Source organism: Streptomyces sp. NPDC085946 (assembly GCF_044540485.1).
Taxonomy (GTDB): Bacteria; Actinomycetota; Actinomycetes; order Streptomycetales; family Streptomycetaceae; genus Streptomyces.
The window spans coordinates 418,207-432,802 of the sequence record NZ_JBITSF010000002.1 but is presented as its reverse complement, the minus strand read 5'-3'; the positions used below and the strand labels follow the sequence as shown (position 1 = coordinate 432,802).

Annotated in this window: 11 protein-coding genes; 7 read left to right on the top strand and 4 right to left on the bottom strand. The window is 73.4% G+C overall.

What is annotated here, in order from left to right:
- Positions 1–31 precede the first annotated feature (31 nt).
- A complete protein-coding gene (locus tag ACIF8T_RS07595; RefSeq protein WP_400032201.1) occupies positions 32–1,120 on the bottom strand; it encodes an undecaprenyl/decaprenyl-phosphate alpha-N-acetylglucosaminyl 1-phosphate transferase in 1,089 nt (362 codons plus the stop codon).
- Positions 1,121–1,331: 211 nt separating this feature from the next.
- Here ACIF8T_RS07595 and ACIF8T_RS07590 point away from each other — a divergent pair, with 211 nt between their 5' ends.
- From ACIF8T_RS07590 to ACIF8T_RS07560, 7 genes are all read left to right on the top strand, one after another.
- Complete coding sequence (locus ACIF8T_RS07590) at positions 1,332–3,629, top strand: (Fe-S)-binding protein (RefSeq protein ID WP_400032199.1); 2,298 nt, start codon at positions 1,332–1,334, stop codon at positions 3,627–3,629.
- A gap of 728 nt (positions 3,630–4,357) precedes the next feature.
- Positions 4,358–5,857, top strand: coding sequence for a VCBS repeat-containing protein (locus tag ACIF8T_RS07585; RefSeq protein ID WP_400032198.1), 1,500 nt, complete (start codon positions 4,358–4,360; stop codon positions 5,855–5,857).
- Between the two features lie 65 nt (positions 5,858–5,922).
- The gene (locus tag ACIF8T_RS07580; RefSeq protein ID WP_400032196.1) at positions 5,923–7,347 is read left to right on the top strand and encodes an FG-GAP-like repeat-containing protein; all 1,425 of its coding nucleotides are present in this window, start codon (positions 5,923–5,925) and stop codon (positions 7,345–7,347) included.
- A 69-nt stretch (positions 7,348–7,416) separates the two neighbouring features.
- Complete coding sequence (locus ACIF8T_RS07575; RefSeq protein WP_400032194.1) at positions 7,417–8,838, top strand: hypothetical protein; 1,422 nt, start codon at positions 7,417–7,419, stop codon at positions 8,836–8,838.
- A gap of 18 nt (positions 8,839–8,856) precedes the next feature.
- The gene (locus ACIF8T_RS07570; RefSeq protein ID WP_400032192.1) at positions 8,857–10,290 is read left to right on the top strand and encodes an FG-GAP-like repeat-containing protein; all 1,434 of its coding nucleotides are present in this window, start codon (positions 8,857–8,859) and stop codon (positions 10,288–10,290) included.
- Between the two features lie 65 nt (positions 10,291–10,355).
- Entirely contained in the window at positions 10,356–11,723 is a 1,368-nt protein-coding gene (locus ACIF8T_RS07565; protein ID WP_400032190.1) for an FG-GAP and VCBS repeat-containing protein, read from the top strand.
- 89 nt (positions 11,724–11,812) lie between these two features.
- Positions 11,813–12,808 carry a YIP1 family protein gene (locus tag ACIF8T_RS07560; RefSeq protein WP_400032188.1) on the top strand — a complete coding sequence of 332 codons (996 nt, stop codon included), beginning with the start codon at positions 11,813–11,815 and terminating at the stop codon, positions 12,806–12,808.
- Positions 12,809–12,876: 68 nt separating this feature from the next.
- Here ACIF8T_RS07560 and ACIF8T_RS07555 read toward each other — a convergent pair whose 3' ends face one another.
- The 3 genes from ACIF8T_RS07555 to ACIF8T_RS07545 all read right to left on the bottom strand — a co-directional run bounded on the left by ACIF8T_RS07555 (position 12,877) and on the right by ACIF8T_RS07545 (position 14,340).
- Positions 12,877–13,374, bottom strand: coding sequence for a phosphoribosyltransferase (locus ACIF8T_RS07555; RefSeq protein ID WP_400032186.1), 498 nt, complete (start codon positions 13,372–13,374; stop codon positions 12,877–12,879).
- A gap of 15 nt (positions 13,375–13,389) precedes the next feature.
- Entirely contained in the window at positions 13,390–13,965 is a 576-nt protein-coding gene (gene dcd / locus ACIF8T_RS07550) for a dCTP deaminase (RefSeq protein ID WP_400032184.1), read from the bottom strand.
- A gap of 207 nt (positions 13,966–14,172) precedes the next feature.
- On the bottom strand, positions 14,173–14,340 hold the full coding sequence (locus ACIF8T_RS07545; RefSeq protein ID WP_400032182.1) for a hypothetical protein: 168 nt from the start codon (positions 14,338–14,340) through the stop codon (positions 14,173–14,175).
- Positions 14,341–14,596 lie beyond the last annotated feature (256 nt).

The window sequence follows — 14,596 nt, the reverse complement described above, 5'->3', positions numbered from 1 at the left end:
GATTCCTCCAGCTGACTTGAGTGGAACGGACTCAAGTGTGCCTGACGCCCTGCCCAGGGTCAACAGACCTGAGCGGACTCGGCTCAACTCTTATCCGCTCCTTACACGCAAGCAGCCTCTGACCTGGGAAGACTCCCGCAGGGGCCGTACGCCGGATGCCGTACACGGGGACCCGCAGCAGCGCGATGACCGCGGCGGCGGCCACCGCCCCGACCGCGAGGAGCGTGCCGGCGCCCGCCCAGCCGGTGTGCGCGAGCACGCCGGCCAGCACCCCGGCGAACGCCCCGGCGCCGAGCAGCACGGCCGCGCCCTGCGCGGTCAGGCCCAGCCGCCGCAGCCGGTGCGCCAGGTGGTCGGGCCCGCTGCGGGACAGCGGACGCCGCACCGACCGCCGGGAGACGACCACCAGCACGGCGTCGGCGGCCACCACGGCGGTGAGCGCGAACAGCACGCCGGCGCTGGACCCGGCCCCGTGCCCGGCCCGCAGCAGGACGGCCGCCGAGGCGAGCACGAACCCGGCGAACAGCGAGCCGCCCGCCCCGAGCGCGATCCGCGCCGGATGCCAGTTGTGCAGGAGGACCCCGGTCAGCGCGGCCGCCAGCACGCTCATCAGCACGGCGACCCCGTCCCTCATCTCGGCCGCCGCGCAGGCGCCCACCCCGAAGGCGGTCACCACCCCCACGGTCCCGGCCACCCCGTCGGCGTGGTCGAGCCCCCGGAAGGCGGCGGCCAGGGCCGTGATCCACGCGGCGGCGAGGATTCCGCCCACCGCCCCGGTGTCCTCGTAGGGCACCACGAGCGCCGCCGCGACGGCCGTGCCCGCGACCAGTACCCGGCCGCGCAGCCGCCACACGTCCGCGGCCAGCCCGAGCAGGGCGACGGCGGCCCCGGCGGCGAGCAGCCCCCCGACCCCGTCGCCGAGCGGCACCACCCCCGTCCCGTGCCCGGCGCCCGCGACCGCCGCGGTGACGAGCACGACGGCCGGTCCCCCGGTCAGCGGTACCTCCCGCGGCTGTCTGCGGTCCAGGGCGCCGAGCCGGAGCGCGGGCCCCCGGAGCAGCACGGCGAGCGCGGCGGAGAGGAGGAAGGCGGTGGCGGCGGCGGTGATCCCGTAGAGCACGGATATAAATTAGGTGCGAATATGCCTATTTCGCATGAATAACACGAACCGATCTCAGGCAACCCTCAGCGATTCAGATCACCCCGCGCCCGGCTACAGTGCGGCGGAAGATGGGGGTAGTCTCAGACGGACTGCATAAGTTACCGCTTAGTAATCTCGGGGTACCCCTCCAAGTCCCCGACGAGTCCCCTCGCAGGCCCGAGGAGCCCCCATGCAACTCGCCGCGATCATCGTGTCGCTGGTCCTGACCGTGGTCGGCGTTGCGCTGCTCGCACGCGCGATCGGCCAGTTCGTCCGGTACTTCAAGCTGGGCCAGCCGGTCCCGGCCGGTACCCGGACCGACAACCCCTACCAGCGCAGCGTGACGCTGGTACGGGAGTTCCTCGGCCACACGCGCATGAACCGCTGGGGGATCGTCGGCATCGCCCACTGGTTCGTCGCGATCGGCTTCCTCACGCTGCCGCCGACGATCGTCACCGCGTACGGCCAGCTCTTCCAGGCCGACTGGACGCTGCCGGTGCTCGGCGGCTTCCTGCCGTACGAGATGTACATCGAGTTCATCGGCGCGATGACCACCCTCGGCATCGCCGTGCTGATGGTGATCCGCCTGCTGAGCCTGCCCTCGCGGCCGGGCCGCAAGTCGCGCTTCGCCGGCTCGAAGATGGGCCAGGCGTACTTCGTCGAGTACGTCATCCTCACCATCGGCCTGGCCATCTACGTGCTGCGCGGCCTGGAGGGCGCGCTGCACCACGTGGACCACTACGAGGCCGCGTACTTCGCGTCGTACCCGCTGGTCCTGGCCTTCGAGGGCCTGAGCGTCGCGACGCTGCAGAACCTGGTCTACCTCGCCGCGATGGTCAAGCTGAGCACGACCATGATCTGGATGATCACGGTCTCGCTCAACACCAACATGGGTGTGGCCTGGCACCGCTTCCTCGCGTTCCCGAACATCTGGTTCAAGCGCAACGCCGACGGCTCGACCGCGCTGGGCGCCCTGCAGCCGATGACGTCCGGCGGCAAGCCGATCGACTTCACCGACCCCGGTGACGACGACGTCTTCGGCGTCTCCCAGGTCGAGCAGTTCTCCTGGAAGGGCCTGCTGGACTTCTCCACCTGCACCGAGTGCGGCCGCTGCCAGTCGCAGTGCCCCGCCTGGAACACCGGCAAGCCGCTCTCCCCGAAGCTGCTGATCATGTCGCTGCGCGACCACGCGCACGCCAAGGCCCCGTACCTGCTGGCCGGCGGCGGCAAGACCATGGAGGGCGAGGAGAAGGCCTCCGAGGAGCAGCTGAAGGACGTCCCCGCCGCCGCGCTGGCCGAGGCCGAGCGCCCGCTGGTCGGCACGCTGGAGGAGAACGGCGTCATCGACCCGGACGTCCTGTGGTCCTGCACCACCTGCGGCGCCTGCGTCGAGCAGTGCCCGGTGGACATCGAGCACGTCGACCACATCGTCGACATGCGCCGCTACCAGGTGATGATCGAGTCGGCGTTCCCGTCCGAGGCGGGCACGATGCTCAAGAACCTGGAGAAGAAGGGCAACCCCTGGGGCCTGGCCAAGAAGCAGCGCCTGGAGTGGACGAAGGAAGTCGACTTCGAGGTGCCGGTCGTCGGCAAGGACATCGAGGACCTGTCCGAGGTCGAGTACCTGTACTGGGTCGGCTGCGCCGGCGCCCTGGAGGACCGGGCCAAGAAGACCACCAAGGCCTTCGCCGAGCTGCTGCACATCGCGGGCGTGAAGTTCGCGATCATGGGCGGCGACGAGAAGTGCACCGGTGACTCCGCCCGCCGCCTCGGCAACGAGCCCCTGTTCCAGGAGCTCGGCATGGAGAACGTCATGTCGCTCAACGCCGCCTTCGGCGAGGAGACGGACGACGACGGCAAGGTCACCGAGGAGTCCCGCAAGCCGAAGTCGGCGAAGAAGATCGTCGCCACCTGCCCGCACTGCCTCAACACGCTCGGCAACGAGTACCCGCAGCTCGGCGGCGACTACGAGGTCATCCACCACACCCAGCTGCTCCAGCACCTCGTCGACGAGGGCAGGCTGATCCCGGTCACGCCGGTCGAGGGCATCATCACGTACCACGACCCGTGCTACCTGGGCCGGCACAACAAGATCTACACCCCGCCGCGCGAGATCATCGCCGCCGTCCCGGGCGTCCGCAACGAGGAGATGCACCGCCACAAGGAGCGCGGCTTCTGCTGCGGCGCCGGCGGCGCGCGGATGTGGATGGAGGAGCGGATCGGCAAGCGCATCAACAACGAGCGCGTCGACGAGGCCCTCTCCGTCAACCCGGACATCGTCTCCACCGCCTGCCCGTTCTGCCTCGTCATGCTGACCGACTCGGTCAACGGCAAGAAGAACGACGGCAAGGCCAAGGAGTCCATCCAGGTCGTCGACGTGGCCCAGCTGCTGCTGGACTCCGTCAAGACCCCGGTCGCCGACGAGGACGAGCCCCCGGCGGGCGCGGCCGAGTCGGAGAACGCCCCGGAGCCGGAGCCGGTGAAGTAACGGCCCCCGGTACCGCCGACGCCCCTCTGCCCCGCGCGGGCAGGGGGGCGTCGCCGTGTGCGCGGCCGTCCGGCTCCCGGGCCGCGGACCGAGACGGGGACGCACACCGGCAACACGGGCACGAAGCCGCCCCCGGCGCACAGGGCCTCGGCGGTGCCCCCCCCCCCCGGCCCGCCCGGCAGGAACGGGCACCGGCCCGGGAAGACGGCCGCGGCCAGGGCGGCGCGGACCGTCCGGGCCACCGGCGGCCGGGCGAGTTCCCGGAGGCGGCCGGCGTCCGCCACCCGCGTGAGGACGGGCGCCGGCACACCGCCGAAGACCCCCACCGGAGTGACGAAGGCGAGCAGCGCGCCGCCGCCCGGCCCGCTGTCCGGGAAGGACGTCCGGCGCCCGGCGGCGCACGCCCGCAGGTCCTCGTTCTCGCCGGCGTGGCCGCCGCCCCCACCCCGCCGCCGAGCCCGGCCGCGCCGCCCGCACCGGCACGTGGCGCGTGGCCGTCCCCCTGGTCGAACAGACGCGTCACCAGGCCCGGTCGGCGTCGCCGTCGCCCGGCCCGCACCGGTACCGGAACGTGATCGAACGCCCGTACAACCCTCGCGCCCCGCCGGAGGTCTCTTGATCGCCAACCGCCCGTGAACCCGCGGACAACTGCCGGCGAACCGGGGCGGATCGGCACCTCATCGACTGCGGATGCCCGTGGGCATCCCCGCATGCAGCAGGAGATCCGCATGCACCAGCACCAGCGGCAGCGCCCGCACGGCCGTCCGCACCTGCGGCTCGCCCTCGCGACGGCCACCGCGGCCGCGCTGACGGGCGGTCTGCTCACGTCCGTGGCCGGGCCGGCGGCGGCCGCGGACTCGACCCGTGTCGCACAGGCCGACTTCAACGGCGACGGCCGGGGCGACGTGGCCTTCTCGGCCCAGGGCGCCCACGTCGGCGGCAGGGCCGAGGCCGGCCAGGTCGTCGTCCTCTACGGCACCGCCACCGGCGTCTCCTCCGCCAAGCGCCACGTCATCAGCCAGAACACCACCGGCTCCCCGGGCACCGCCGAGACCGGCGACCTCTTCGGCTTCGACACCGCGTACGCCGACTTCAACGCCGACGGCTACGACGACCTCGCCGTCTCCGCCCCGCAGGAGGACGTCGGCAGCGACCGGGACGGCGGCGGCGTCGCCGTGCTGTGGGGCTCGTCCTCCGGCATCACCGGCAAGGGCGTCACCGTCGCCGACCCGGCGCCCTCCTCCCACGACCAGTGGGGCAGGCACCTGGCCGCCGGCGACTTCGACGGCGACGGCCGGGCCGACCTGGCCGTGAGCAACAGCTCCGCCACCGTCCACGTCTTCAAGGGCGGCTTCACCTCCGCCGGCACCCCCGGCGGCCGCTACACCGTCAAGCCCCCCGTCATGGGCACCGACGCCGGCGGCCCGCGCAACCTCACCGCCGGCGACGTCAACGGCGACGGCCGCACCGACCTGGTCGTCGACGGCTTCGAGACCGAGACCGGCCACGGCTGGAACCGCAACTACTTCGTGCCCGGCACCACGAGCGGCCTGAGCACCGGCGGCCTCCAGGAGCTCAAGCCCGGCGTCATCACCGCCATCGGCGACATCGACCGGGACGGCTACGGCGACATCGTCACCGGCGTCCACTGGAACGCCGTCGAGGACGGTCAGACCATGCCGGACGCCGCCAAGGGCGGCAAGGTGTGGATCACCTACGGCTCGCCGGGCGGCCCCGGCGCGGTCACCGGCATCACCCAGGACACCGGCAACGTCCCCGGCGCCTCCGAGACCAACGACTACTTCGGCTACGAGCTGGACCTCGGCGACATCGACGGCGACGGCTACCTCGACCTCGCGGTCGGCGTCGCCGGCGAGAACATCGGCAGCGCCGCCGACACCGGCGCCGTCACGATCCTCTACGGCACCGCGAACGGCCTGGACACCTCCTCCGGCGCCCAGTCCTTCGCCCAGAGCACCGCGGGCGTCCCCGGCGACGACGAGACCGACGACATGCTCGGCATGGACGTCAAGCTCGACGACGTCACCGGCGACGGCCGGGCCGACCTGGTCGCCGGCTCCGCCGAGAACGCCGGCAACGGCGCGGTCCTCTACCTGCCCTCCAACGGCACGAGGATCACCACGACCGGGTCGCGCACCGTCTCCCCGAGCACCTCGGGCGTCTCGACCTCGGGCACGCCGTTCTTCGGCGCCAACTTCGCCGACTGAGCCACCCGCCCCACCACCGGGGCCGGGCCCCGCGCCCGGCCCCCCTTCCCACCCGGAGCCCCGCTGTGCGCAAGCGCACCCTCCTGCTGGCCGCGACCCTGACGACCGGCCTGCTCACCGCCCTGCCCGCCACCACCGCCACCGCCGCGCCCTCCGGCCTGTCCGGCGACTTCAACGGCGACGGCTACCGCGACGTCGCGGCCGGCGTCCCGTGCGCCGACGTGGGCGCCGCGTCCTGCGCCGGCGCCGTGGTCGTGCTGTACGGCTCGTCGTCCGGCGTCTCGGCCACCCGCAAGGCCGTGATCACCCAGAACTCCACCGGCGTCCCCGGCACCGCCGAGGAGAGCGACCTGTTCGGCTCCTCCCTCGCCGCCGCCGACCTGGACCGCGACGGCTACTCCGACCTGGTCGTGGGCGCCTCCAACGAGAGCATCGGCGACCGGGACGGCGTCGGCTCCGGCACCGTCCTGTGGGGCGGCCCGTCCGGCCTGTCCGGCGGCAAGGGCCTGCCGCAGCCGACCACGCTCGCCGAGTACGGCAACTTCTCCCGCGGCATCGCCGCCGACGACTTCGACGGCGACGGCGACACCGACGTGACGCTCACCGGCCAGAGCCACACCCGCCTGTACCAGGGCCCCTTCACCCGCGCCGGCGGCCCGACGAGCCACACCCGCGTCGGCGAGGTCGGCACCACCTTCGAGGTGATCGCCGGGGACATGACCGGCGACGGCGCCGCCGAGCGCGTCTACCCGTTCAACGTCGAAGGCGACAACGGCGGCCAGATCAACTACTTCCGCTGGACCGGCACCGGCTACAAGATGGCCGAACTGACGGGCGCCGACGGCTATCCCGGCGCCATCGCCGACATCAACCGCGACGGCTACGGCGACCTGGTCCTCGGCGACCCCCAGGACCCCTTCGAGTACAAGCCCGGCGGCCACAAGGGCGGCCGGATCACCGTCTGGTACGGCGGCCCCGCCGGCCCCGACCCCGCGCAGCAGCCGACCGTCGTCCACCAGGACACCACCGGCGTGCCCGGCGCCGCCGAGACCGACGACCTCTTCGGCTCGAGGATCGACACCGGCGACGTCAACGGCGACGGGTACGCCGACGTGCTGGTCGGCGCCCCCGGCGAGGACGTCGGCACGGCCCGGGACGCCGGCTCCGTGACCGTCCTGTACGGCTCCGCCGCCGGCCTGGGCACCAGCGGCGCCAAGTCCTGGACGCAGGACACCAGCGGCGTGCCCGGCACCGCCGAGACCGGCGACTCCTTCGGTTCCGCGGTCGACCTGCGCGACCTCACCAAGGACGGCCGGGCGGACCTCGTCATCGGCGTCGGCGGCGAGAACGGCACCGGCGGCCTGTGGACCCTGCGCTCCACCGCCACCGGCCCGACCACCACCGGCGCCCAGGGCCTGACCGCCACGGGCCTCTCCCTGAAGACCGGCGCCAACATCGGCGCCAACCTCGGCTCCGTCCTCGCCCAGTGACACACCGACGGCCGTGACGCACCGACAGCCGTGACGCACCGACGACTCCCCTGTGAGGCACGTACTCCCATGCGGTCCCGTATCACCAGCGCCGCCCTCGCCGCGGCCCTGACCCCGTTCGCCCTCGCCCTGACCGCGCCCGCCGCGCACGCCGCCACGGCCGCCGCCCCGTACGACTTCAACGGCGACGGCCGCGCCGACCTCGCGGTCGGCGCGCCGGGCGCCACGGTCGCCGGGCAGGCGAAGGCCGGCGCCGTGACCGTCGTCTACGGCAGCTCCACCGGCCCGAAGACCTCCACGCGCACGCTGCTCACCCAGAACACCGCCGGCCTGCCCGGCACCGCCGAGGCCGGCGACGCCTTCGGCTCCGCCCTGGCCTCCGCGGACCTGAACACCGACGGCTACGCCGACCTGCTGGTCGGCACGCCCGGCGAGGACGGCAGCGACACCAACGACGGCACGGTCACCATCGTCTGGGGCTCCGCCTCCGGCCTGTCCGGCGCCCGCACCCTGTTCAGCTTCTTCAGCACCGACTACGACCGCTACGGCCAGGCCCTGGCCGCCGGCGACTTCGACGCCGACGGGGACACGGACGTCGCGGTCGGCTCCACCGGCCCGGTCACCCTCTCCCTCGTCGCCGGACCGCTCACCAGGACCGGCCCGCACAACGGCGGTTCGGGCTCGCGCAACGACTGGTGGGCCTCCTCGTACGGCGTCACCCACCTCTCCTCCGGCGACATCACCGGCGACGGCCACCCCTGGGTGGTCCTGCACGGCCGCGCCCTGAACTCCGACGACGCCGCCACCGGCCTGGCCGACCTGAAGATCGGCAACTACGTCGACTGGCTCCAGAAGCTGCCCGCCGGGTACGTGTCCGCCGTCGGCGACATCGACGGCGATGGCTACGACGACATCGCCGTCGGCAACGACCGCGAGACCTCCGCCGACCCGGCGGGCGCGCTCGGCGGCAAGGTCACCGTCGTCTACGGCGGCCCCGACGGCCAGGACCCCGACCGCCGTCTCGTCCTCACCCAGGACACCGCCGGCGTGCCCGGCGCCTCCGAGGCCGGCGACCGCTTCGGCAGCGGCGTCTCCCTCGGCGACGTCGACGGCGACGGCCACGCCGACCTGGTCGTCGGCGCCGCGGGCGAGAACGGCGCGGCCGGCTCCGTCACCGTCCTGTACGGCTCGGCGAACGGCCTGACCACGCAGCGCGCCACGGCCCTCACGCAGAACACCGCCGGCGTGCCCGGCGGCTCCGAGACCGGCGACCGCTTCGGCGAGCGCGTCACGCTCACCGACCACACCGGCGACCGCCGCGCCGACCTGTCGGTCGCCGCACCGGGCGAGAACGCCGGCGACGGCGCGGTCTGGTCCCTGCGCGGCACCGCCGGCGGCCTCACCACCACCGGCTCCACGAGCTTCGGCCCGACGACGACGGGCGTGTCCACCGCCGGCACCCCGGGCTACGGCACGGCTCTCAACTCCTGACCCGGAACGGGGACCCCGATGCGCACGCGCACCCTCCTGCTGGCCGTGACCCTGACGACCGGCCTGCTCACCGCCCTGCCCGCCACCACCGCCACCGCCGCGCCCTCCGGCCTGGCCGGCGACTTCAACGGCGACGGCCACCGCGACCTCGCGATCGCCGCCCCGCTCGCCACCGTCGGCGGCAAGACCGGCGCCGGCTACGTCGCCGTCGTCTACGGCACCGCGAGCGGCCCGGACACCACCAGGCGCCAGATCATCAGCCAGGCCACCGACGGCATCCCGGGCGTCCCGGAGTCCTCCGACCACTTCGGCGACCGCCTGACCACCGGCGACCTCGACGACGACGGCTACACCGACCTGATCGTCGGCGTGCACGCCGAGCGGATCGGCTCGACCGACGAGTCCGGCGTGCTCACCGTGGTCTGGGGCGGCGCGAGCGGCCTGAGGACCGCCACCGACCTGACCGCCCCGCTCCCGGACAGCCGCAACGAGCTGGGCTGGTCGGTCGCCGCCGGCGACTTCGACGGCGACGGCGTCACCGACCTGGCCGCCGCCAACAACGCCCACCCCGAGGTCAGCGTCTTCCAGGGCCCCGTCTCGCGCACCGGCAAGGCCACCGCGCTGCTGCCGCTGTACGTCCACAGCGAGACCGGCATCAGCACCGACCAGCTGGTCGCGGGCGACGTCACCGGCGACGAGGCGGCGGAACTGCTGGTCATGGGCCAGCAGGAGACCAGCGGCGGCTTCCGCACCCGCAGCGTCCTCTACAAGGGCTCCGCCGACGGCCTGCGCCCGGGCGGCACGCTCGCGGGCGGCTACGCGGCGGTCGTCGCGGACGTCGACAAGGACGGTCACGGCGACATCGTCACCGGCAACTTCATGGAGAAGTCCACGGCCGAGCCCAACGGCGGCCTCGGCGGCGCGGTCACCGTCACCTACGGCGCCCCCGGCGGCCTGAGCACCCGCACCCCGGTGCGCATCACCCAGGACACCACCGGCGTCCCCGGCACCGCCGAGAAGAACGACCGCTTCGGCTGGAGCCTGTCGGCCGGCGACACCGACGGCGACGGCTACGCCGACATCGCCGTCGGCGCCGCGTACGAGGTCATCGGCTCGGCGAGGCAGGCCGGCACGGTCACCGTGCTGCGCGGCTCGGCCGCCGGCCTGACCGGCAGCGGCGCCAGGTCCTTCTCCCAGGACACCACCGGCGTCCCCGGCGCGGTCGAGGCGTACGACTCCTTCGGCCACGCCGTGCGGCTCACCGACGCGACCGGCGACGGCCGCGCGGAGCTGGTGGCGAGCGCCGCCGGCGAGAACACCGGCGACGGCGCCGTCTGGCTGCTGAAGTCCACCACCTCCGGCATCACGGCCACCGGCTCCACGTCCTTCGGCGCCGCCACGCTCGGCGGCCCGTCGGCCGACGCCTGGTTCGGCGACGTGCTCGCCGGCTGACCCGCCCTCACCACCGGCCGGCCCCGCCCACGGGGCCGGCCGTCCCCCAAGGAGGTCCACCCCTCGTGCGCAGACCCGCCACCGCGGCCCTCGCCGCCACCCTCCTGGCCACCGGCCTGACCCCCGTCGTCCTCGCCGCCCCCGCCTCCGCCGCCGTCGCCAGGCACTACGACGACTTCAACGGCGACGGCCACCGCGACCTCGCCTACGGCCACGCCTACAGCGGCGTCTCGGGCGCCGGCGGCTGGCGCGGCGGCGCCGTCACCGTCGTCTACGGCACCGCGAACGGCCTCGACACCACCCGCACCCAGGTGATCCACCAGGACAGCCCCGGCGTCCCCGGCTCCGGGGAGGAGGACGACTGGTTCGGCGAGTCCCTGGCGAGCGCCGACCTCGACAAGGACGGCTACGCGGACCTCGTCGTCGGCAACCCCGCCGAGCACGTCGGCGACGACGACTACCGCGGCTCGGTCACCGTCGTGTGGGGGTCCCGGTCCGGCCTGTCCGGCGGCACCAACGTCACCCCCCGCTCCGGCGCGGGCGGCCACTTCGGCCACGACCTGGCCACCGGCGACTTCAACGGCGACGGCTCGCCCGACCTCACGGTGATCGGCGGCGGCGAGGCCTGGCTGCACCGCGGCCCCTTCACCAGGTCCGGCACGGCCGGCACCGTCTCCCGCATCGACAAGACGTCCGGCGGCTGGCACTCCACCGGCCTGGCGGCCGGCAAGGTCGACGGGGACGGGAGGACCGACCTGGTCGTGCTCGGCCTGGAGATCACCACCGAGGCCGTCCGCACCCGCGCCTGGTACCTCAAGGGCACCTCCGCCGGCCTGTCCTCCGGCCCCTCCATGACCCTCACCGACCGGCAGGGCGGCCTCGGCCCCAGCGCCGTCGTCGGCGACTTCGACAAGAACGGCTACGGCGACATCGCCCTCGCCCGGCCCGACAAGGACAACGGCAAGGGCGCCGTCACCGTCTGGCGCGGCACGTCCTCCGGCCCCAGCGGCTCCACCACGTTCACCCAGGCCACCTCGGGCGTCTCCGGCACCCCGGAGGCCGACGACAACTTCGGCTACGCGGTCTCCGCGGCCGACGCCGACGGCGACGGCTACGCCGACCTCGCGATCGGCGTGCCCCACGAGGACGTCGACGGCCGGGAGGACCAGGGCGGCGTCCACCTGCTGCGCGGCGGCTCCGGCGGCCTGAGCGGCACGCGCTCGTCGTGGATCCCCCAGACGGTGCTGGGCCCCGCCGCCTCCCTGGCCTCCTTCGGTTACGCCGTCCGCCTGCGCGACCTGACCGGCGACGGCCGGGCGGACCTGGCGGTGGCGGCGGTCGACGGCGGTCTGCTGCTGCGCGGCACGGGCACCACCCCCACCACCACCGGCAAACTCCCCCTCCCCGACCTCGGCAGCGGCTTCCTCGACTGACCCGCCCGCCCCGGCCGCCCGCCGAGGACTCCCCCGTACGGACCATCCCCGACCGCCCACCCAGGAAGGGCCGTTGCTCCCCTTAGGGGATGTCACAGCTCGGCCGCAAAGCCGGGCCCGGACGCCCGGGCCCGGCACGTCACCTCCCGGGACCAGGTACGTTCGAAGGCGTGGCTGGATTCAGGATCGGACGCGGCCGGGACAACGGCGCTCCTCACGCGCGACCGCAACAACCCCCGTACGGACAGCAGACGCCGCAGGGGCCGTCGTACGGCTACCCGCCGGCGCCGCAGCCGTACCCGCAGCAGCCTCCGTACGGCACCGGCGGCGGCCCCTGGCCGCGGTCGGACGGCGGCGGCCACGGCGGCCCGGACGAGCCGGAGTACTTCGGCGACGGCGCGTACCCGCCCGGCCCGCAGGCTCCCCACGACCCGTACGCGGCGAACAACCCGGGTCACACCCAGGCCTTCCAGGTCGGCGAGGACCCCTACAGCCAGGGCGACACGTACCGCGCCGGCTCGGCCCCGCCGCCCGGCCCGGCCGGCCCGCGCCTGCCCTGGAAGCAGCTGCTGAAGGGGATCGTGCTGTCCCCGGACCGCACCTTCCTGCAGATGCGCGACTACACGATGTGGGGCCCGGCCCTCGTCGTGACGTTCCTCTACGGCCTGCTCGCGGTCTTCGGCTTCGACGGCGCCCGCGAGGACGCGATCAGCGCCACCCTGTCCAACGCGGTCCCGATCGTCCTGACGACGGCCGTCGCGATGGTGCTGAGCGCGTTCGTGCTGGGCGTGGTCACCCACACCCTGGCCCGCCAGCTCGGCGGCGACGGAGCCTGGCAGCCCACGGTCGGCCTGTCCATGCTGATCATGTCGATCACGGACGCCCCCCGCCTGGTGTTCGCGATGTTCTTCGGCGGCGACGCGTCCTTCGTCCAGCTGCTCGGCTGGGCGACCTGGGTCGCGGCCGGCACCCTGCTGACCCTGATGGTCGGCCGCTCCCACGACCTGCCGTGGCCGAAGGCGCTGGGCGCGTCGGCGATCCAGCTGGTCGCGCTGTTGTCGATCGTGAAGCTCGGCACGTTCTGAGGACGTGACGCGCACGCGAAGGGGGCTCCCGGCCACGACGGCCGGGAGCCCCCTTCACGTGCGCGCCGTCAGGCGTCGAGCACCTGCCCGCCGCGCCGCACGACGGGCGGTTCGACGCTCCACGGGAAGTTGATCCAGTCGTCGGTCCGCTTCCACACGTACTCGCACTTCACCAGCGAGTGCGACTTCTCGTAGATCACGGCGGACCGGACCTCGGCGACGTGGTCGAGGCAGAAGTCGTGGACGAGCTTGAGCGTCTTGCCGGTGTCGGCGACGTCGTCCGCGATCAGCACCTTCTTGTCGGTGAAGTCGATGGCGTTGGGCACCGGGGAGAGCATGACGGGCATCTCCAGGGTGGTGCCCACGCCCGTGTAGAACTCCACGTTGACCAGGTGGATGTTCTTGCAGTCCAGCGCGTAGGCGAGCCCGCCCGCGACGAAGACGCCCCCGCGGGCGATGGAGAGCACGACGTCGGGCTCGTACCCGTCGTCGGCGATGGCCTGCGCGAGCTCGCGGACCGCGGTCCCGAACCGCTCGTAGGTGAGGTTCTCTCGTACGTCACTCATGGCAGAGTCCGCCCCTCACACCTGGGTCCGATGGAAGTTGAGGTAGGACCGGGACGCGGTCGGCCCGCGCTGGCCCTGGTACCGGGACCCGTACCGCTCGCTGCCGTACGGGGACTCCGCGGGCGAGCTGAGCCGGAACATGCACAGCTGCCCGATCTTCATGCCGGGCCACAGCTTGATCGGGAGCGTCGCGAGGTTGGACAGCTCCAGCGTCACGTGCCCGGAGAACCCCGGGTCGATGAACCCGGCCGTGGAGTGCGTCACCAGTCCCAGCCGCCCCAGCGAGCTCTTCCCCTCCAGCCGCGAGGCGAGGTCGTCGGGCAGCGTGATGACCTCGTACGTGCTCGCGAGCACGAACTCACCGGGGTGCAGGATGAACGGTTCGTCCCCCTCCGGCTCCACGAGCCGGGTCAGGTCGGGCTGCTCCACGGCGGGGTCGATGTGGGGGTAGCGGTGGTTCTCGAACACCCGGAACATGCGGTCGAGACGCACGTCGATGCTCGACGGCTGCACCATGGATTCGTCGTACGGATCGATCCGCACCCGGCCGGCGTCGATCTCGGCCCGGATGTCCTTGTCAGAGAGAAGCACGCCCCGAGGATACGCAAGGCGCGCGGAGCGGCCACAATCGGACGACTCCACGCGCCTGGGGTACCCGTACCGCGAGGACCTCCGGCCCCGCGCCCCTCCTGCTGTCTCTGCTGCCTCTGCTGTCTCTGACGCCTCCGGCCCCTCCGCCGGCGCCGGGCCCTCACGGGCGCCGCCGTGGAACCCTCCCGCTCAGCGGAACCTTTCCGCTCAGCCGGTGAGCCGCTTCTCGAGGCTGACCGGCACGACGCTGCGGAGCCGCGCACAGCGCGGGCACCGCAGGAGCCGGCCCGGACCGAGCCGCTCGGCCTTCTGCATCGGGAACGAAGCGGTGGTGAACACGTGCCCATCGGCACAGCGGACGACGGTGCGCTCCATCAAGTCCTGAAGTCCCTTCCCCAAGAGCCGCGTCTGGCTGCTGCTCGCCTGACGACAAAAGCCACACTACGGGATCAAAGGAACGGCCCTCCAGGCGGCACTCCGGTCCCGCCCGACGCCTCGCCCACCCCTCCACCGTACGCCCCAACTCGGTACCCCCGCAGCCGCATCCCATGCCTGAGACAGCGTCAGGCCCCAGGGGTCCGAGCACCTGGGGCCTGTCATGAGGTACAGTGGGCGAGCATTCGGACACCGA

Bases quoted from the DNA above. Each gene is read 5' to 3' on its own strand.
- ACIF8T_RS07590 (WP_400032199.1), top strand. From the start codon at position 1,332: ATGCAACTCGCCGCGATCATCGTGTCGCTGGTCCTGACCGTGGTCGGC.
- ACIF8T_RS07575 (WP_400032194.1), top strand. From the start codon at position 7,417: ATGCGGTCCCGTATCACCAGCGCCGCCCTCGCCGCGGCCCTGACCCCG.
- ACIF8T_RS07585 (WP_400032198.1), top strand. From the start codon at position 4,358: ATGCACCAGCACCAGCGGCAGCGCCCGCACGGCCGTCCGCACCTGCGG.
- ACIF8T_RS07555 (WP_400032186.1), bottom strand. From the start codon at position 13,374: ATGAGTGACGTACGAGAGAACCTCACCTACGAGCGGTTCGGGACCGCG.
- ACIF8T_RS07570 (WP_400032192.1), top strand. From the start codon at position 8,857: ATGCGCACGCGCACCCTCCTGCTGGCCGTGACCCTGACGACCGGCCTG.
- ACIF8T_RS07545 (WP_400032182.1), bottom strand. From the start codon at position 14,340: ATGGAGCGCACCGTCGTCCGCTGTGCCGATGGGCACGTGTTCACCACC.
- ACIF8T_RS07560 (WP_400032188.1), top strand. From the start codon at position 11,813: ATGTCACAGCTCGGCCGCAAAGCCGGGCCCGGACGCCCGGGCCCGGCA.